Here is a 17,507-nt window from a genome sequence, read left to right as displayed (position 1 = left end):
GGGCCGTCAGGGCGGCGCCAGTATGACATCAGGGTCATTTCGCTGAACGGCCCTGGTCACAGGGACGTTCGGCCCCTGGTGCGCCCCTTCGCGATGTGCCGGGGGGCGCGTGGCACCCGTGAGGGGGGCCTTTGGACCCCGGCAGGGCCGACCGGCTCCCCGAAGGCCCCGGCCGCAGGGCCGACCGGCCCTGCCGGCGGTACCCCTCGGTCCCTGGAGCCCGGTGCCCCCCGTGACCAACCATGGTCCGGCTGGGGTGGTCCGGCGGCTCCCCGTCTCGTTCCGCCGGACCCTCCGGTCCCTCCCCGGCCTCCCCGGTTCCGTCCCTGACCGGGGAGGGAGCGGGGAGGGGCCGGGGCGCACGAAGAAACGCAAGAGCTGGAGGAATCGGTCCGGTGGACGCAAAGGAATCGCAGGGCTACGGCGGCAAGGCCGGCCCCGCACAAGGCCCCAGGGCCGCTGGTGCGAAGCCCGGGACAGCCGGTCCACCGCCGGCACCGGACACCAGGACCACCGGTGGCACGGGACACCCCGGGACCCCCGAGGGCGGCGGGCCCGCGGGCCACGGCGAGACGTCCGTCGCGGTACGGCCCGGCGCCGCCGCCCGGCCCGCACCGCGGGGCGCGTCGCGCGGGCGGGCCGTCATCGGATGGCTCACCACCACCGACCACAAGCAGATCGGCACGCTCTACCTCGTCAGCGCGTTCGTCTTCTTCATCATCGGCGGTGTGCTGGCACTGCTCATGCGCGCCGAACTGGCCCGCCCCGGAACCCAGATCATCTCCAACGAGCAGTTCAACCAGGCATTCACCATGCACGGTTCGATCATGCTGCTCCTTTTCGCCATGCCGCTGTTCACCGGATTCGCCAACTGGCTGATGCCGTTGCAGATAGGCGCGCCCGACGTGGCGTTCCCCCGGCTGAACATGCTGGCCTTCTGGCTCTTCCTCTTCGGCTCCCTGATCGCCGCCGGCGGGTTCCTCACCCCGCAGGGCGCCGCCGACTTCGGATGGTTCGCCTACGCGCCGCTCTCCGACGCCGTCCACTCACCCGGTGTCGGCGCCGACATGTGGATCATGGGCGTGGCCCTCTCCGGTTTCGGTTCGATCCTCGGAGCGGTCAACTTCATCACCACGATCATCTGCATGCGCGCTCCCGGAATGACCATGTTCCGCATGCCGATCTTCACCTGGAACGTGCTGCTGACCGCCCTGCTCATCCTGCTGGTCTTCCCGGTCTTCGCGGCGGCGCTGCTGGCCCTGGAGATGGACCGCAAGTTCGGCTCGCACATCTTCGACCCCGCCAACGGCGGAGCCCTGCTCTGGCAGCACCTCTTCTGGTTCTTCGGCCACCCCGAGGTGTACGTCCTGGCCCTGCCGTTCTTCGGGATCGTCTCCGAGATCGTGCCCGTCTTCTCCCGCAAGCCGATGTTCGGCTACATCGGCCTCGTCGCGGCGACCATGTCCATCGCCGGACTGTCCGTCACCGTGTGGGCGCACCACATGTACACCACAGGCGGCGTGCTGCTGCCGTTCTTCTCCTTCATGACCTTCCTCATCGCCGTACCGACCGGAGTGAAGTTCTTCAACTGGATCGGCACGATGTGGAAGGGCTCGCTCTCCTTCGAGACACCGATGCTCTGGGCGACGGGATTCCTCGTCACCTTCCTCTTCGGCGGCCTGACCGGTGTCATCCTGGCGTCCCCACCGCTCGACTTCCACGTCTCCGACTCCTATTTCGTGGTCGCCCACTTCCACTACACGCTGTTCGGCACCGTGGTCTACGCGATGTTCGCCGGATTCCACTTCTGGTGGCCCAAGTTCACCGGGAAGATGCTCGACGAGCGCCTCGGGAAGATGACCTTCTGGGTGCTGACGGCGGGATTCCACCTCACCTTCCTCGTGCAGCACTGGCTCGGTGCCGAGGGGATGCCCCGCCGGTACGCGGACTATCTCGCCGCCGACGGATTCACCTTCCTCAACACCCTTTCCACCATCGGCTCGTTCCTGCTGGGCCTCTCCTTCCTGCCGTTCTTCTACAACATCTGGAAGACCTCCATGTACGGCAAGAAGGTCGAGGTGGACGACCCCTGGGGTTACGGCCGCTCCCTGGAGTGGGCCACCTCCTGCCCGCCGCCCCGGCACAACTTCCTCGCCCTTCCCCGGATCCGCAGCGAGTCCCCGGCGTTCGACCTGAACCACCCGGAGATCACCGCCCTGGAACACGCCTCGACGCACTGATCCGGCAACCCCGGCAACCCCGGCAGCTCCGGCCGTCTCGGCAGCCCCGGCCGCCCCGCCTCTCCCGCCCGTAAGGAGCACAGCCCGATGTCCCACGGTCTCCCGGCGCTCGGCGTCGCCGTCATCTGCCTCTCGGGGTACGTCTGGTACGTCCCCGCGTGCCTCGACGTACGGGCGGGGCCGGACCGCACGCACGCGCAGAGGACGACGGCCGCGGCCGTCCTGACCGGCTGGGGGACGGCCGCCCTCCTGGTGCCCCTGCTGCTCGCCCCGGTGCCGCTGCCCGCGATCGCCCTGGTGGCGGCGGCGGGCTCCGTGGCGGCACTGGTCCTGGCGGTACGGGGCGTACGGTGCCGGGGGCGGGAACAGCGGGAGGCGGAGGCGCGCTGGTCGGCGCTCTTCCCTGCCACGGCCCCGGCTCCACGTCCTTCGGGGCGTCGCCCCGCCGGTGCGGGCAGGGGAGGGGAGATCAGCCAGCCTTCCTCCCCGCCTTCACCCAAGCGGCGAAATCCTCGATGCCGTTGATGAGCGCCTCGAAACGGAAGGAGTGGTAGAGGTCGAAGGCGTGGTGTCCGCCCGGGAGTTCCACGTACACGACCGGCGAGGCGGAGACGGAGCGCAGGGCGGTGACGAGGGCTTTGGGGTTGTCGGTCTCCACCAGTTCGTCCAGGTCGCCGTGGGCGATGAGGAACGGCGGGGCGTCCGCCCGGACGAGGTTCACCGGCGAGGTCGCCGGATCTCCGTCGAAGTACTCCGCGAGGAAACCGTTCAGCACGATGGCGGCGGTCACCGAGGTGTCCGCCTCCTCGAATCCGGGCTGGTAGGAAGGGTCGTCAGGGGTGAGAGCGGCGAGTGCCGCCATGTGCCCGCCCGCGGAACTCCCCGACACGAACACGCCCGCCGCCGGATCCGCACCGTACTCATGGGCGTGCGCGCGTGCCCAGGCGATGACCTTCTTCGCGTCGATCAGGTGGGCGGGGTGGGGGAAGTCGGGCCGCAGGCGGTAGTTGGCGCTGACGCAGACCCAGCCCTGGCTCGCGAGCCGGTAGAGCAGGGGGAGCGACTGGGTGTCCTTCCGGCCCTGGTCGTAGTGGCCGCCGTGGAAGTGGATCAGCACGGAGCCGCCCTCGGGGCGCGAGCGGTGGTGGTAGACGTCGAGGAGGTTGCGGCGGCCTGCGTCCCCGTAGCTGAGATCGCGTACCCGTCTGACGTCACCGCGGCGGCGGAGGAAGGGCCTGAGCAGGATGCGCGCCAGAGGCAGCCGGCGGCCCGTCCACGTACCGGCACCGAGCGCCTCGTCCAGCGCGTTCCCGACCACGGACGGCGTCCGTATCCCGCGCAGGGCGACGACCACGAGCCCGGCGGCCGCGACCCCGGCAGCGCCGACGGCCACCCGGTCGGCGGCCGTGGCTATGTCCCCCTCGAAGAAGGCCAGCGCCGTCGACGCCGCCAGGGCGTAGAGGACGAGGAACGGCATCTCGTTGAAGACCAGACCGAGCCGGTAGCTGAAGTAGAAGAGCGGCTTCGGCCCCCGGACGGGAACCAGGCAGAACACCACGATCACCACGGCCAGCACCACGGTCACCAGATAACCCACAGCCATGCAGAACCACGCCCGTTCGACTCTCGGTCAGAAGTATTCAGCCGTGGTACCACGGCTGAATACTTCTGGCAGGTGAACCGGCAAGGCGGGCTCGACGGGACCGTCGACGGCGTTCGGGCGCGGCATCACGGGGTGGTACGAGGGAGAGCCCCGGCGAAACGGTCCCGGCTGCCGCCGGTCAGATGCTCCGGCCCGCGGCGAGCCCGGTGAACGCTGCCCAGGCCCGGGGGGAGACAGTGAGGGCGTCCCGCCGGGGTTCCTTGGAGTCCCGGACGAGAACCGTGCCCGCGCGCACCGCCACCTCGACGCAGTTGCCACCGCCACCGCCGCTGTAGCTGCTCTTGAACCAGGCAAGCTCGGTAGTGCTCATAGGGCTCCTCGCATCTGCTCCAGCAGACTCCTGGTGGATTGATGGCTCAGAGCCTGCGAGCGCATCTTCCCATAGCGCTGAAGCATCGCGCTTGTGGCTTTCGGCTCGGTCACCAGCATGCTTGTGTCATGTGCTTCTACATACCCCACCCACCGGTTCTCGCCCGTCTCCGCGAGCGAAAGCGGGCCTTCGAAGCCTGAGTGATCCTCCTGGACCAAGGGCATGACCTGGATCTCGACGTTCCTCAGCTTTCCCACCGTGAGCAGGTGGTCGATGAGGAGCGCGGTGACCTCGCCCCCGCCGAGCTGCCGGGACAGCAGCGCCTGCTCGATGACGAAACCGAAGGTGGTTCTCGGGCGCTCCACCAGGAGTTGCTGCCTCGCCAGTCGGCCGGTGACCTGATGCTCGAACTGCTCCTCCGTCAGAGGAGGAAGCCGACGCTCGAAGAGCGCGCGAATGTAGGGTTCGGGCTGCAGCAGACCCGGGATCACACTGCATTCGTAGGAGTACAGCGAAACCGCTTCCTCCTCGACGGCCGCCCACTGCAGGAACCACGACGCCAGACCCACCTTCCGCGTCAGGCTCTGCGCCGCCGCGCCCAGTACCCGCGAGGCCGTGGGCCCCAGGACTTCCTCCGCGCGGTCCAGGAGCTTCGCCGGCGGGAACCGCTTGCCCTGTTCGATCTTGGCGATGTACGCGGCCGAGTACCGCACCAGCGGGGCGAACTGCTCCTGCGTCAGGTGCGCTTCGTCACGCAGCGCCTTGAGCACCGCCCCGAAGGTCCGGAGGCTGTCGGACAGTTCCGGCTCACCGCCGTTCGTCCCGCCCCCGTGGTTGTCCGTCGCCACCGTTGCCGCCTTTCCCCGTGCCGGGCCTCCACGCGTGCCCGTGAACAGAGTTACGCAAAGTGACCGACCCAGTCCAGCGGGTGAGCCGGTACAAGATGATCTGTACCGGTGGCGGACCTGCTGCCGGCCGCTTCCGTTTCGCAGGCTGGGGGCCATGAACTCCCCTCACACCCCGCGTGCTCCCCACCCGTCCGTCTTCTCGCAGCGCTTCTCCTCCACGCGCCGGGGCGCACGGCTCGCGCGCCTGCTCTCCGCCCTCCAGCTCGCCGACTGGGGGCTCCCCCGGGGCACGGGCGCGCATGACGCGGTCGTCCAGGTCGTGGGCGAACTCGCCGCCAACGCCGTGACCCACGGACGTGTGCCGGGACGTGACTTCGCCCTGGTCCTGGCGTACGAAGCGGCGCGGGGTGTCATCCGGGTCGAGGTGTCCGACACCCACCCCGGTGTCCCTGCCCGCCGTGCCGCCGGTGGCGTGGAGGAGGGCGGGCGAGGGCTCCTCGTGGTCGCCGCGCTGTCCTTTGCCTGGGGCGTCAGCCGCCGTGTCGGCCCGGGGAAGACCGTCTGGGCCGAGTGCGGTACGACGGGAGGGGAAGGCGGCCCGGACGCGGGCGGTCACCCTTCCGGGGCGGGGGCGCGGGTGCCGGATAGAGTCGGCGGGTGAAGATCCCGCGTCTCCTCGACGGGCGGCTCAAGTTCCGCCACCTCGCCCTCGTCGACGCGCTCTCCCGGCAGGGCAGCGTCGTCAGCGCCGCCGCGGAGCTGCACGTGACCCAGCCGGCCGCCACCCGCAGCCTCCAGGAACTGGAGGACATCCTCGGGGTCCCGCTCTACGAGCGCGGCCCCCGGGGCGTCACCCCGACCGTCTTCGGGGAGGCGTTCACCGGGCACGCCCGCGCCGTGCTCGCGCAGCTGGCGCAGGCCGGGCGGCACGTGGTGGAGCTGGCCGACGCGGACCGCGGCACCGTGATCGTCGGTACGCACCTGGCGGGGTCCAACGTCCTGCTGCCCCGGGCCATCGCGGAGATAAAGAGAGAGCGGCCCTGCCTGACGGTGGTCGTCAAGGAGGCGTCCCCCGAGGCGCTTCTGCTCGAACTGGAAGCGGGACGCGTCGACTTCGTCGTGGGGCGGCTCACCGCCCCCGCGGCCGAGCGGACCGTACGCCGCAAGCTGTACGACGAGTCGGTGGAACTGGTCGTCCGTGCCGGGCACACGCTCGCCGGCCGGGACGGCGTGGAGCTGGCGGACCTGGCGGACTACCCCTGGATCCTGCCGGGCGCGGAGACCGCGCTGCGCCGTGAGATCGAGGAGTTCTTCGCCCGGCACGCCATGCAGCTGCCGATGAACCGGGTGGAGACGACCTCGTTCCTGACGGTGCGTCAACTCCTGTTGGAGACCGACGTCATCGCCGCGCTTCCCGGTCTGATCACCCGGGACGACGCCCGGATCGTCCGGCTCGGGGTGCCGCTGGACCCGATCGGCCACAGCGTGGGGCTGACCCTGTGGGCCGGCCGGGCGCTGGGCCCGTCTGCGGAGGCGCTGATCGAGAGCCTGGAGGCCACCGCGGCGGGAATGGCCTCGCAGAACCCGTGAGCGGGTCTTCATGAGCGGGGCCCTTGGCGGGGCCTCTCGGCGGTCCCCCTCGGCGGGGCCTCGGGGCAGGCCGCCAGGGCGGGGGAGTCCGGGCGGAGAGTCCGGGCCGGGAGCCCGGGAGCCCCGGACGCGGACGGTTCGGCGGGTGCCGAAGTGATCCGTTCCTAGCCTCAGGGGCATGCAGATCCAGACACCCGCCACCGGCACGACCATCGCCACCACCGGGACACCGGCCCTTCGTACGACGTCTCCCACCGGGGCCGCAAGGACGCACCGGGAGGCCCCGCCGGCCCACACGGTCATCGAGCCGAGCGTCCTGTACTTCGGGACCCCGGTCGCCCTGCTGTCCACCGAGAACGAGGACGGCACCTTCAACCTCGCCCCGGTGTCGTCCGCCTGGGCCCTCGGACACACGGTGGTGCTCGGGCTGGGCGCCGAGGGGCACACCGGGCACAACCTCCGGACGCGGCCCGGCCTGGTGATCAACCTGCCCGGCCCCGGGCTCTGGCAGGCCGTCGAGCGCCTGGCACCGCTCACGGGGTGCGAGCGGGTCCCCGAGGCCAAGCGGGAGATGTTCCGCTTCGAGGCGGACAAGTTCCGGGCCGCTGGGCTGACCCCGGTGGACTCCGGGACGGTCCGGCCGCCCAGGGTCGCGGAGTGCCCGCTCCAGCTGGAAGCGCGTACGGTCCGGATCCGGCCGGACGACGGCGGGGACTTCCTCATCGTGGAGGCCCGGGTGCTGAGGGTCCACGCCGACCCGGGGATCGTCGTCCCCGGCACCGACCACGTCGACCCCGGGGCCTGGAGCCCCCTGCTCTACAACTTCCGTCACTACTTCGGGCTGGGACCCGAGCTGGGGCGCAGTTTCCGCTCACGGACACCTGCCCCGGCCCGGAATCCGCAGGACGGGCCCGGAACCGGCAGGACGGGCCCGGCACCGGCGTGACGGGCCCGTAGCGGCCAGCGGTCAGCGGTCAGCGGCCCGCCGCCGGCGCCGCGCCGTCCGTCAGCCCCAGGAAACGCTCGGCGTTGCGGTACGTGATCAGCCGCCGGCTGTCCTCGTCGAGGAAGGCGCTCCTGCGCACCACCTCACCGACCGGGCGTTCGCCCAGCGGGTAGGGGTAGTCGCTGCCCACCATCACCCGGTCCGCGCCCACGGTGTCCACCAGGAGGCGCAGGGCGCGGTCGTCGAAGACGACCGAGTCCACGTAGAACCGGCCCAGGTAGTGCGAGGGAGGGAACGCCGAGGTGCCGATGACGTCGTTGCGGCCGTGCCAGGCGTTCTCCATCCGGCCCAGCCAGAAGGCGAAGGAACCGCCGCCGTGCGCGAAGCAGATCTTCAGCCGCTCGTCGATCCGGTCGAAGACCCCGCCCAGGATCAGGGCGAGGATCGACAGATGGGTCTCCGCGGGCATCGCCGTGAGCCACTGCGCCATCCAGCGGTCCAGCCGGGGCGAACTCGCCATGTCCCAGGGGTGCACGAAGACCGGGACGTCCAGCGACGCACAGTGCTGGAGGAAGGTGACGACGCCTTCGCTGTCCAGGTCCTGGTCACCGACGTGGTTGCCGATCTCCACGCCCCGGTGCCCGTTCGCGATACTGCGTTCCAGCTCGCGGCAGGCGGCGTCCGGATCCTGCAACGGCACCTGGCAGAACGGGATCAGCCGGCCGTCCGCCGGGGCGGTGATCTCCAGCGCCAGATCGTTGAAGATGCGCGCGACCTTCGCGGCCTGCGCTCCGTCGCGCCCGTAGGTGAAGAACGCGGGGGTGGGGGAGACCACCTGGCGGTGCACCCCGTCCGCGTCCATGTCCCGCAGCCGCGTCCCGGCGTCCCACGCGTCGGCCTGGATCCGGCGGAACTCCTTCGAGCCCATCATGATCATGGCGTCCGACTCGGACTCGATCCGCAGCCACGGCGCCTCCGGCCCCGCCTCGGCCGTCAGGTCCGGCCATCCGTACGGCACGTAGTGCGTGTGGATGTCGATCGTGCGGTCCATCCCCGGCTCAGCCCTTCCCGGGGTGCAGGGCACCGCAGTCGCGGCAGGTGCGTGCCTGCTCGCTCGCGTAGAACTCGGCGAAGACCGGGGGCAGGTCCTCGACGATGTCGCGGACCTGGAGTTCGATCTCGTGGATCTTCGCGGAGCAGTCCTGGCAGTACCACTGGAACTTCTCCAGGGTGCCCTCCTCGCGGACCCGCTCGATGACCAGGCCGATCGAGCCGGCGTCCGGCCGCTGCGGGGAGTGCGGGAGGCCACCGGGCAGCAGCCAGGTCTCGCCCTCCCGGATGTGGACGGTCCTGGGGCCCTCCCCGGTCATCACGTCCACGTGCATGTCGCCCTTGAACTGGTAGAACCACTCCTCGTACGGGTCGACGTGGAAGTCCGTCCGCTGGTTGGGGCCGCCGACGATCTGGACGATGAAGTCCTGCCCCAGGGCCATGGTGCGGTTGTTCACCGGCGGCTTGAGCAGGTGCTCGTGCTCGGTGATCCAGCCCTGGAAGTCGATGACGGGGGGAAGAGCGGTCATGAGGACACCTCCGTGACGGATGTACTGGGGGAGAGGGGGGCGGGGGCGCCGGTGCCGGTGTGCGGCGGACCGGCGGGCGGCGGACCGGTGTGCGGCAGGTGGGCGATGGCCTGTATCTCGATGAGCAGGTGGGGATGGGGGAGCTGGTGCACCGCGACCGTCGTCCGGGTCGGGCCGCTCTCGTCGAAGAACTCGCCGTAGACCTCGTTGTATCCGCCGAAGTCGTTCATGGAGACCAGGTAGGTGGTGATCTGGGCGACGTCCTCCAGCCCCGCGCCGACCTCGGCGAGGATGTCCCGGATGTTCTCGATCACGGCCCGGGTCTGGGCCGCGATGTCCAGCCGGGTGGTGCCGAGCGCGTCCGCCTCGACGCCGGCGAAGGTGTTGTCCGGGCGCCGTGAACTCGTCCCGGAGACGAAGACCAGGTCACCGACGACCTTGACGTGCGGGAACCGCCCGCGCGGAGTGGCCTTCCCCTCGATCACACGGGAGCCGGTCACACGGGAGCCGCCCATCACAGCCCCCTGACCGTGACGGAGCCGAGCCCGGCGACCTCGCACCCGGTGGGGCCGGGCCCCAGCGGCTCGGCGGCGGTGGCCGCGCCCGCGAGGACCACATGGCCGGCCCTCAGCGGGATGCGGCGCCGTCGGCACATGTCCAGCAGCGCGTGCAGGGCCTGCACCGGGTCCCCCAGGATCGCCGCGGTGGAACCGGTCACCTCCCGCCCGCCGGTGTACAGCCGTACGTCCAGACCGGCGGCGTCGCGCAGCGGCAGCCAGGGGCCGATCGCGTACCCGGCGGCCGAGGTGTTGTCGGCGACGACATCGGTGTAAGTGAAGCGGAAGTCGCGGTACCGCGAGTCGATGATCTCCAGAGCCGGAGCCACCGCGTCCACCGAGGACACGATGTCCGCCGACGGGTCGTCGAGGTCCACGTCGCGGCTGATCCGGTAGGCGACCTCGGGTTCCACCTTCGGGTGGATGAAGCGTGCGAGGTCCACCTCGCCGCCGTCCTCGATCCGCATGGCGTCGGTGAGCCGTCCCACGATCACGTCGGACACGCCCATCTGCGCCATCTTGGCCTTGCTGGTGAAGCCCAGCTTGACTCCCACGACGCTCTCGCCGCGGTCCAGCCGGAGCCGCAGCAGAGCCTCCTGGACGGCGTACGCGTCGTCGATGCCGAGCTCGTGCGTGTCGGCGAGGCTCGGTACGTCCTTCCGCGCGCTCTGCGCGGTGTCGAGTGTCTGTGCCAGTTCGGCGGTCAGTTCGGCCGAGATCACGTGCCGCTCCCTCTCCTCGGGTGGTCCTGTCCGTTCACGGTCCCGCCGCGCCGGTGCGCGTGCGCCGCGGGGGTGCGTCTCACAACTGCACGCACACGTTCGTCGGTTCGGTGTAGAAGTGCAGCGAGGACTCTCCGCCCTCACGGCCGATGCCGGAGAGGCCGGCGCCTCCGAACGGCGAGCGCAGATCGCGCAGGAACCAGGTGTTCACCCAGGACATGCCGACGTTCATGGCCTGTGCCACCCGGTGGCCGCGCCGCAGGTCGTCGGTCCACACCGAAGCGGCCAGGCCGTACTCGGTGTCGTTGGCGAGGGCGACGGCCTCCTCCTCGGTGTCGAAGGGGATCAGCGCGGCGACCGGGCCGAAGATCTCCTCCCGCACCGGGCGGTCCGCCTGGGTCAGCCCGGTCCACAGGGTCGGTTCGATCCACGACCCGCCGTCGAGCGTGTCCCCGAGCAGCGGGACACCGCCGCCCGTCAGCACCTTCGCCCCGGCCCGCTCGGCCAGGTCGAAGTAGCCCAGCACCTTCTCCCGGTGCTTGCGCGAGATCAGCGGCCCGGTGGTGGTGCCCTCGTCCGTCGGCCGTCCCAGCCGCAGGCCCCGGGCGCGTTCGGCCAGCCCGTCCGCGATGTCGGCGAACACGGAACGCTGTACGTAGACCCGCTCGGTGCACAGGCACACCTGACCGGTGTTGGTGAAGACCGACCGGGCCAGGCCGCCGAGCGCCTCGTCGAGGTCCACGTCGTCGAAGACGATCGCCGCGTTCTTCCCGCCGAGTTCGAAGGAGACCGGGCGGACCCGGGGGGCCACCGTCCTCATCACATGCGAACCGGTCGCCGAGGAACCGGTGAAGGTGACACCGTCGATCCCCGGGTGCTCGGTCACGTACGCGCCGGCCGAGTCCCCGCCGAAGCCGTGCAGGACGTTGTACACACCGGCGGGCAGTCCGGCGTCGGCGAGTACCTCGGCGAGCAGGGCGGCGGTGGCGGGGGTCTCCTCGCTCGGCTTGACCACCAGGGCGTTCCCGCAGGCCAGGGCGGGGGCGACCTTCCAGGTCAGCAGCAGGAGCGGCAGGTTCCAGGGGACGATGACCGCGACGACACCGAGCGGCTTGCGCACCGCGTAGTTCAGCGCCCGCCGGCCGTCGGCGAGGTCGGTGACGAAGGACTCCTGGCCCGCGGCCGCGACCACGTCGGCGAAGGTGCGGAAGTTCGCCACGGCCCTCGGGACGTCCAGTTCGCGCGCCTGCGTGACCGGCTTGCCGGTGTCGGCGACCTCCGCGGCGACGAACTCCTCGAAGCGCTCCTCGATGAGGTCCGCCGCGCGCCGCAGCAGTGCCGTCCGTTCCCGCACGGGCGCGGTGGCCCAGCCGTCGTGCAGGGCCCTGCGGGCCGCCGTCACGGCGCGGTCCACCAGCGCCCTGTCGGCCTCGTGCACCCGGGCCGTCACCTGTCCGGTGGCCGGGTCGATGTTGTCGAAGCTGCGGTCCTCGTCGGGTTCGACGAACCGTCCGTCCACGAAGTTGCGGATCCACCGCCCAGTTGCTGCCGTCATGGGGCTCACTCTGCTCCGTCGGCCCATGCGCGACAAATGCGTATCCAGTGGTGAGGTATGCGCATCCCGGTATGGCCCGATGAACCACTCCGCTATGTGCTTCTCGGTATGGCGAAGGACCGATTCGGCATTTGTGTGTCATGTCTCACGGCGTGAGGATCCACCGTAATCACCCACGAAGCCCGATCCGAGGGACAGGTCACCCCGTGAACAACGCACCTCACACAGCGAGCCCGGGCGGCGCCCGGGCCGCGGGCAGAACCGCACTCGCCACCCTGGCCGGCACCACCCTGGAGTGGTACGACTTCTTCCTCTACGGCACCGCCGCGGCCCTCATCTTCAACGAGCAGTTCTTCCCCTCGCTCAGCCCCACCGCGGGCACCCTCGCCGCGTTCAGCACCTTCGCCGTCGGGTTCATAGCCCGCCCCCTCGGCGGCCTGGTCTTCGGGCACTACGGCGACCGCATCGGCCGCAAGGCGACCCTGGTCGTCTCGCTCCTCCTCATGGGCATCGGGTCCACCCTCATCGGGGCCATCCCCACCTACGACACCATCGGCTTCTGGGCGCCCGTCCTCCTGGTCGCCCTGCGCGTCGTCCAGGGCATCGGGCTCGGCGGTGAAGGTGCCGGAGCCACCCTGATGTCGATGGAACACGCGCCCCCGGGGAAGAAGAACCTGTACGCGGGCTTCCCGCAGATGGGGACACCCGGCGGCCTCGTCATGGCCAACGTCGTCTTCCTGGCCACCAACGCCCTCATGGGCGACGGCGCGTTCACCTCCTGGGGCTGGCGCATCCCCTTCCTGCTGAGCTTCGTCCTGGTCGCCGTCGGCCTGGTCATCCGGCTCCGCGTCACCGAGTCCCCCTCCTTCAGCAAGGTGCTGGCCACCGAGGACGTCGTGAAGTTCCCGCTGCGGGAATCCCTGCGCGTCGGTTTCCCCCGGCTGTCCCTGACCCTGCTGGCCGTGGTCGCGAACTCGGCCGTCGCCTACGTCTTCATGGTCTTCACCCTCTCCTACGGCACCCAGCACCTCGGCTACGACAAGCAGTTCCTCATCGTGTGCGTCACCGTCGCGGCGGCCCTCTGGTTCCTCACCATCCCGGTGTGGACGACCATCGCCGACCGGTACGGACGACGGACGATGTTCGTCTGGGGCTCCGTCGCCGTCCTCGCCTGGTGCGTCGCCTTCTTCCCGATGCTCGACACCGGCGATTCCGTGCTCGCGGTCGTCGCCCTCCTCGGGATGGGCCTGATCATCCCCGTCACCCACAGCGTGCAGGGCAGCATCATCGTCGACACCTTCCCCGTCAACGTCAGCTACTCCGGCACCTCGGTGATCCTGCAGAGCGGCGCCATCCTCGGCGGCGGCCTCGCCCCCATGATCTCCACCGCCCTGCTCGACGCGGGCGGCTCGTCGACGGGGGTGACCTGGTACCTCGCCGGGATCTGTACCGTCAGCCTGGCCGGTGCCGTCGCCCTGTTCCGCCTGGTCCCCGAGCGGGCGCCCGTACCGGAACCCGTACCGGCCCCCTCACTCGCGGGAGACCGCACATGACCCCCGGCACCCCCGCCGCACCCCTGCACGGCGGTCCCTTCCGCAGCGGCCCCCTCCGCTACGCCGTCGCCGAACGCTTCGCCCGGCCGAGGCCGGTGGCCGGCGGCGGCGCCCGCCCGCCCGCCGGCCACATCTGCCCGCAGCCGCCCTCCCGGCTGGACGCGGTGATGGGCCCGCCCCTCGACCACCGCCCCCAGGGCGAGGACTGCCTCCACCTGTCCGTCACCACCCCGGCCCGCGACGACGGGCGGCGGCCCGTGCTGGTCTGGCTCCACGGCGGCGGATTCAGCAGTGGCGCCGGCCTGATGGACTGGTACGACGGCACGGCACTCGCCACCGAGGGCGACGTGGTGGTCGTCTCCGTCAACTACCGCCTCGGCGCCCTCGGCTACCTCTGCCTCGACGGCGTCGGCGAGGACAACCCGGGGCTGTACGACCAGCTCGAAGCCCTCCGCTGGGTACGGGACAACATCGCCTCGTACGGCGGCGACCCCGGCCTCGTCACCGTCTTCGGGCAGTCCGCCGGAGCCCTCTCGGCCCTGACCCTGTCCCGGATGCCGGAGGCCGCGGGCCTGTTCCGGCGGCTCGTCCTGCAGAGCGCGCCCCTGGAGATCGCGTCCCGGCCCCGCGCCGAGGCCGCCGCCCTCGGCCGGGTCTTCGCCGACCGCCTCGCCGCGCACGCCGGCCCGTCGGGCCGGGCGGACCCCCGTACGGCCGCCCCCGCCGACCTCCTCGCCGCACAGCGGGACACCGCCGCGGTGAACCGGGAACGCTCCGGCAGCGTGCTGGAACCACCGTTCGGACCGGTCGACGGCGCGTACCCCCCGGGGGAGGAGGACGCGCACGTCCAGGGCCTCGACATCATGTACGGCTGGAACGCCGACGAGATGACGGCCTTCCCCGGCGGACACGGGGGGCCGGACCGGTCGAAGGAGCTGACCCGCACGGTGTTCGCCGAACCGCTCACCGCCCTCGGGAAACGGCTCGTACGGGCGGGTGCCAGGGTCCACGCCTACCGCCTGGACTGGCGCCCCGCCGGCTCGCCCTACGGCGCGACCCACTGCGTCGAGCTCCCGCTGCTGCTCGGCACCCGCGACGCCTGGCGGCGGTCGCCCATGCTGGGCAGCGCCTCCTGGGACGAGGTGGACACGCTGGGCCGGGCGGTCCGCGCCGTCTGGACCGCCTTCGCCCGCACCGGGACCCCCGGACCGGCCCCGGCCCCGCTGGAATGCCACGAGGTGGGCGCGCCGGGCCGCCCCTGAGCACCGGCGGCGAGCACCGGCGGCCCCGCGCGGTGCGGCCGCACGGCCGGTACGGGCAGGGGTCCGCCGTGTCCGGCTTGCGGTGCGGGCGCCGGGGCGGCAGGGTTCGCTTCCGTGCCCACCTTGCTGATCGTCCACCACACCCCCTCGCCCAACTGCCAGACGCTCCTGGAAGCGGTGGTGTCCGGCGCCACCACGGACGGGATCGAAGGCGTCCGGACCGTACGCCGGGCCGCGCTCGCGGCGACGGCCTCGGACGTCCTGGAGGCCGACGGCTACCTGCTGGGCACGCCCGCGAACCTCGGCTACATGTCCGGGGCGCTCAAGCACTTCTTCGACCAGGTCTACTACCCCTGCCTGGACGCGACCCGGGGACGGCCCTTCGGGTACTGGGTGCACGGCGGCAACGACGTCACCGGCGCGGTGCGCGCCCTGGAGTCCGTCACGACCGGCCTCGGCTGGCGCCGGGCCGCGGAGGCCGTGAAGGTCACGGGCGAACCGGCCAAGGCCGACGTCCAGGCGTGCTGGGAACTGGGCGCGACGGTCGCGGCCGGACTGATGGACTGACCGGGCCGCCAGGGTTCCGCGAACGGACCGCCGCGGATTCCGCGGCCGGGCCGCCCGGGACCCGCGGCCGGCCGTCCGGGTCCCGTGGCCGGCCGTCCGGGTCCCGTGGCCGGCCGTCCGGGTCCCGTGGCAGGACCGCCGGGGCCCCGTGAGCGGCCGTGTCCCGTCCCGGTCACAACGGCACCAGGGCCGCCTCGGTGGCCTTGACCCCGGTCCATACCGGCACGCCTTCCGCCAGTCCGAGTTCGGCGGCGGCCTGCGGAGTGATCTCCGCGACGAGGTCGGGGGTCCGCTCGGAGGTGATCAGGACGCGGAGGCGGCTGCCGCTGGTGGTGATCTCGCCGACGGTGCCGGACCAGACGTTGCGGGGGCTGCCGTCCGGCCGCCGCCGGTGCACGGACACGGCCTCGGGCCCGATGACGGCCAGCGCCGCCGTGCCCGGAGGCAGTGGCTCCGCCACGACGAGCCGCCCCCCGCCCGGGAGTTCGAGCCCGTCGGCGGTCGCGGTGCCCGCCCAGGCGTTGCGGCCGAGCATCCGGGCGACCCAGGGGGAGCGGGGGTGCCGGGTCACCTCGGCCGGAGGGGCGTCCTGCACGGTACGGCCCTCGTCGAGCACCAGCACGCGGTCGGCGAGCGAAAGGGCCTCGACCGGATCGTGCGTGACGATCAGGCAGACCCCGCCGAAACCGTCGAGATGGGTACGGAGCATATGGCGCACCCGCGCCCGCGTCGTCTGGTCGAGGGCGGCCAGCGGCTCGTCCAGGAGCAGCAGACGGGGGCGCGAGGCCAGGGCACGTGCCAGCGCGACACGCTGGGCCTGGCCGCCGGACAGCTCGGCGGGCCTGCGGCCGGCGAGATGGCCGACACCGAGACGCTCCAGCCAGTCCCGGGCACTGCCGCGGGCCTCGGCACGGGGCACACCGCGGGCGCGCAGCCCGTACGCGGTGTTGGCGAGCGCCGAGAGATGGGGGAACAGGGCACCGTCCTGCGGCACCCAGGCGATCCCGCGCCGGTGGACCGGCAGGCCGCCCACGTCGGTACCGCCCAGACGCACCGCGGCACGGGCGCGCGGGGTGAGGCCGAGGAGAGCGCGCAGCAGGGTCGTCTTGCCGGCCCCGTTGGGCCCGACGACGGCGATGGTGGTACCGGGCTCCGCCCGGAGCGTGAGCCGGTCGAAACCCGTCACCTCGGCCCGCAGGGGCCACTCCTCCCGCTCCGGGGGCACGACGGACCGCACGGGCGTCGGAGAGCTCCGTACGGAGGCCGGGTCCTCCGGCGGCCGGCGGACGGCCGAGGAACCGCGCGGGGTGCCCGTCCAGCGCCCGCGCAGCGCCACCAGCACGGCCATGGCGATGGCGAGGAGCAGCAGCGACACCGAGGTGGCGGCCTCGGGGGAGTCCTGGAGGAGCAGGTACACCTGGAGCGGCAGGGTCTGCGTGGTGCCCGGGAGGTTGCCGGCGAAGGTGATCGTCGCCCCGAACTCGCCCAGCGCCCGCGCCCAGGTCAGCGCCGCCCCGGCGGCCAGGCCGGGCGCCACCATCGGCAGCGTGACGGTGAGGAAGACCCGCAGCGGGGAGGCCCCCAGGGACGCCGCCGTCTCCTCGTACCGGGGATGGAGCCCGCCCAGCGCCCCTTCGAGGCTGATGACCAGGAAGGGCATCGCCACGAACGTGGCGGCCAGGACGGCCCCGGAGGTGTGGAAGGGCAGCGTGACCCCGAACGAGTCCTCCAGCCACGGCCCGAGCAGCCCGCGCCGCCCGAACGCCAGCAGCAGGGCGACCCCGCCGACGGTCGGCGGCAGGACCATCGGCAGCAGCACCAGCGACCGGACCAGAGCCTTGCCCGGGAAGTCGACGCGGGCCAGCAGCCAGGCCAGTGGTACGCCCAGCAGGAGCGAGAGGCCCAGCGACCAGGCGGAGACCAGCAGGGACAGCCGCAGCGCCTGTGTGGTGCCGGGGCTGGTCAGATGCGCGCCGAGTTCGCCCCACGACGTGCGGGCGAGGACACCTGCCAGCGGCAGCGCGAGGAAGGCGACGGCGAGCACCGCGGGGACCGCCAGGGCGAGAGGGCTGCGGCGGCTGCCCGGCGTGCGGCTTCGGAGCTGTGGCATCGCT

At 71.9% G+C, this 17,507-nt stretch carries 16 protein-coding genes; 7 read left to right on the top strand and 9 right to left on the bottom strand.

The window, feature by feature from the left end; genetic code table 11:
- Positions 1–395 precede the first annotated feature (395 nt).
- Positions 396–2,240 (top strand): aa3-type cytochrome oxidase subunit I, encoded by a 1,845-nt coding sequence (gene ctaD, locus CP967_RS06840; protein WP_150487090.1) that lies wholly within the window; start codon positions 396–398, stop codon positions 2,238–2,240.
- 469 nt (positions 2,241–2,709) lie between these two features.
- Here ctaD and CP967_RS06830 read toward each other — a convergent pair whose 3' ends face one another.
- From CP967_RS06830 to CP967_RS06820, 3 genes are all read right to left on the bottom strand, one after another.
- Positions 2,710–3,843: an alpha/beta hydrolase gene (locus tag CP967_RS06830; protein WP_150487089.1), complete on the bottom strand. Its 1,134-nt coding sequence runs from the start codon at positions 3,841–3,843 to the stop codon at positions 2,710–2,712.
- A 178-nt stretch (positions 3,844–4,021) separates the two neighbouring features.
- Positions 4,022–4,213, bottom strand: a complete 192-nt coding sequence (locus CP967_RS06825; protein WP_150487088.1) for a DUF397 domain-containing protein — start codon at positions 4,211–4,213, stop codon at positions 4,022–4,024.
- Positions 4,210–5,061, bottom strand: a complete 852-nt coding sequence (locus tag CP967_RS06820; protein ID WP_229888340.1) for a helix-turn-helix domain-containing protein — start codon at positions 5,059–5,061, stop codon at positions 4,210–4,212. Before CP967_RS06820 ends, CP967_RS06825 begins: the two co-directional genes overlap by 4 nt.
- Positions 5,062–5,215: 154 nt before the next feature.
- Here CP967_RS06820 and CP967_RS06815 point away from each other — a divergent pair, with 154 nt between their 5' ends.
- The 3 genes from CP967_RS06815 (at position 5,216) to CP967_RS06805 (ending at position 7,597) form a co-directional block, all read left to right on the top strand.
- Positions 5,216–5,722, top strand: a complete 507-nt coding sequence (locus tag CP967_RS06815; RefSeq protein WP_150487086.1) for an ATP-binding protein — start codon at positions 5,216–5,218, stop codon at positions 5,720–5,722.
- Positions 5,719–6,651 carry a LysR substrate-binding domain-containing protein gene (locus CP967_RS06810; protein ID WP_150487085.1) on the top strand — a complete coding sequence of 311 codons (933 nt, stop codon included), beginning with the start codon at positions 5,719–5,721 and terminating at the stop codon, positions 6,649–6,651. The genes CP967_RS06815 and CP967_RS06810 overlap by 4 nt, the downstream gene beginning before the upstream one ends.
- 178 nt (positions 6,652–6,829) lie before the next feature.
- Positions 6,830–7,597 (top strand): flavin reductase family protein, encoded by a 768-nt coding sequence (locus tag CP967_RS06805; protein WP_150487084.1) that lies wholly within the window; start codon positions 6,830–6,832, stop codon positions 7,595–7,597.
- Positions 7,598–7,625: 28 nt separating this feature from the next.
- Here the strand turns inward: CP967_RS06805 and CP967_RS06800 are convergent, their stop codons facing one another.
- The 5 genes from CP967_RS06800 to CP967_RS06780 form a co-directional block, all read right to left on the bottom strand.
- The gene (locus CP967_RS06800) at positions 7,626–8,648 is read right to left on the bottom strand and encodes an amidohydrolase family protein (RefSeq protein ID WP_150487083.1); all 1,023 of its coding nucleotides are present in this window, start codon (positions 8,646–8,648) and stop codon (positions 7,626–7,628) included.
- Between the two features lie 7 nt (positions 8,649–8,655).
- Positions 8,656–9,177 carry a 3-hydroxyanthranilate 3,4-dioxygenase gene (locus CP967_RS06795; RefSeq protein ID WP_150487082.1) on the bottom strand — a complete coding sequence of 174 codons (522 nt, stop codon included), beginning with the start codon at positions 9,175–9,177 and terminating at the stop codon, positions 8,656–8,658.
- Positions 9,174–9,692, bottom strand: coding sequence for a RidA family protein (locus CP967_RS06790; protein WP_150487081.1), 519 nt, complete (start codon positions 9,690–9,692; stop codon positions 9,174–9,176). Before CP967_RS06790 ends, CP967_RS06795 begins: the two co-directional genes overlap by 4 nt.
- Positions 9,692–10,456, bottom strand: a complete 765-nt coding sequence (locus tag CP967_RS06785) for a 2-keto-4-pentenoate hydratase (RefSeq protein ID WP_150487080.1) — start codon at positions 10,454–10,456, stop codon at positions 9,692–9,694. Before CP967_RS06785 ends, CP967_RS06790 begins: the two co-directional genes overlap by 1 nt.
- Before the next feature lie 79 nt (positions 10,457–10,535).
- Positions 10,536–12,011, bottom strand: a complete 1,476-nt coding sequence (locus CP967_RS06780; protein ID WP_150487079.1) for a 2-hydroxymuconic semialdehyde dehydrogenase — start codon at positions 12,009–12,011, stop codon at positions 10,536–10,538.
- Between the two features lie 275 nt (positions 12,012–12,286).
- On the opposite strand from CP967_RS06780, the gene CP967_RS06775 reads away from it, so the two are divergent.
- From CP967_RS06775 to CP967_RS06765, 3 genes are all read left to right on the top strand, one after another.
- Positions 12,287–13,564: an MFS transporter gene (locus CP967_RS06775; RefSeq protein ID WP_268253021.1), complete on the top strand. Its 1,278-nt coding sequence runs from the start codon at positions 12,287–12,289 to the stop codon at positions 13,562–13,564.
- Positions 13,561–14,826 carry a carboxylesterase family protein gene (locus CP967_RS06770; protein ID WP_150487077.1) on the top strand — a complete coding sequence of 422 codons (1,266 nt, stop codon included), beginning with the start codon at positions 13,561–13,563 and terminating at the stop codon, positions 14,824–14,826. The genes CP967_RS06775 and CP967_RS06770 overlap by 4 nt, the downstream gene beginning before the upstream one ends.
- Positions 14,827–14,940: 114 nt before the next feature.
- Positions 14,941–15,393, top strand: coding sequence for a flavodoxin family protein (locus CP967_RS06765; RefSeq protein WP_150487076.1), 453 nt, complete (start codon positions 14,941–14,943; stop codon positions 15,391–15,393).
- Positions 15,394–15,565: 172 nt separating this feature from the next.
- Here the strand turns inward: CP967_RS06765 and CP967_RS06760 are convergent, their stop codons facing one another.
- A complete protein-coding gene (locus CP967_RS06760; protein ID WP_150487075.1) occupies positions 15,566–17,503 on the bottom strand; it encodes an ABC transporter permease in 1,938 nt (645 codons plus the stop codon).
- Positions 17,504–17,507: the final 4 nt, after the last annotated feature.

It is taken from the genome of Streptomyces nitrosporeus (assembly GCF_008704555.1).
GTDB classification, from domain to species: Bacteria; Actinomycetota; Actinomycetes; order Streptomycetales; family Streptomycetaceae; genus Streptomyces; species Streptomyces nitrosporeus.
Note: the sequence above shows the minus strand (reverse complement) of the source record. Positions and strands in the feature narration are given on the sequence as shown.

Bases quoted from the DNA above. Each gene is read 5' to 3' on its own strand.
- CP967_RS06830 (WP_150487089.1), bottom strand. From the start codon at position 3,843: ATGGCTGTGGGTTATCTGGTGACCGTGGTGCTGGCCGTGGTGATCGTG.
- CP967_RS06825 (WP_150487088.1), bottom strand. From the start codon at position 4,213: ATGAGCACTACCGAGCTTGCCTGGTTCAAGAGCAGCTACAGCGGCGGT.
- CP967_RS06815 (WP_150487086.1), top strand. From the start codon at position 5,216: ATGAACTCCCCTCACACCCCGCGTGCTCCCCACCCGTCCGTCTTCTCG.
- CP967_RS06805 (WP_150487084.1), top strand. From the start codon at position 6,830: ATGCAGATCCAGACACCCGCCACCGGCACGACCATCGCCACCACCGGG.
- CP967_RS06800 (WP_150487083.1), bottom strand. From the start codon at position 8,648: ATGGACCGCACGATCGACATCCACACGCACTACGTGCCGTACGGATGG.
- CP967_RS06795 (WP_150487082.1), bottom strand. From the start codon at position 9,177: ATGACCGCTCTTCCCCCCGTCATCGACTTCCAGGGCTGGATCACCGAG.
- CP967_RS06790 (WP_150487081.1), bottom strand. From the start codon at position 9,692: ATGGGCGGCTCCCGTGTGACCGGCTCCCGTGTGATCGAGGGGAAGGCC.
- CP967_RS06780 (WP_150487079.1), bottom strand. From the start codon at position 12,011: ATGACGGCAGCAACTGGGCGGTGGATCCGCAACTTCGTGGACGGACGG.
- CP967_RS06770 (WP_150487077.1), top strand. From the start codon at position 13,561: ATGACCCCCGGCACCCCCGCCGCACCCCTGCACGGCGGTCCCTTCCGC.
- CP967_RS06760 (WP_150487075.1), bottom strand. From the start codon at position 17,503: ATGCCACAGCTCCGAAGCCGCACGCCGGGCAGCCGCCGCAGCCCTCTC.